This is a genomic window from Paraliomyxa miuraensis, assembly GCF_026337845.1.
In the GTDB taxonomy this organism is placed as follows: domain Bacteria; phylum Myxococcota_A; class Polyangia; order Nannocystales; family Nannocystaceae; genus Paraliomyxa; species Paraliomyxa miuraensis.
In genome coordinates, this window is the sequence record NZ_JAOVZF010000023.1 from 1 (window position 1) to 238 (window position 238).

The following is a 238-nucleotide window of genomic DNA, read 5'->3' on the forward strand; positions in this document are numbered from 1 at the left end:
GTTGTACCGACGGTGATGCTCCATCCGACGAGGGCTCCTCCGAGTCCTCGGGCGGGGGCGCGCCGCTCGGCCTCGCTCCGGTCGAGGCCACCATGCTCGTCCACATCTACTATCAGACCCCCGAGACGCTCGAGCGCCTGGCCACGGAGGTCGACCTGCTCGAGCACGCCGACCGTGCCGAGGGCTACGTGGCCGCGTTGATCGAGCCCGACGAGTACGAGCGCCTCGTGGCCGAGGG

1 protein-coding gene is annotated in these 238 nt (G+C 70.6%); it reads left to right on the plus strand.

Annotation, left to right across the window (positions count from 1 at the left end):
• Positions 1-238: hypothetical protein (locus tag OEB96_RS00095; RefSeq protein ID WP_266213337.1), on the plus strand; the 238-nt coding region annotated here is incomplete at both ends.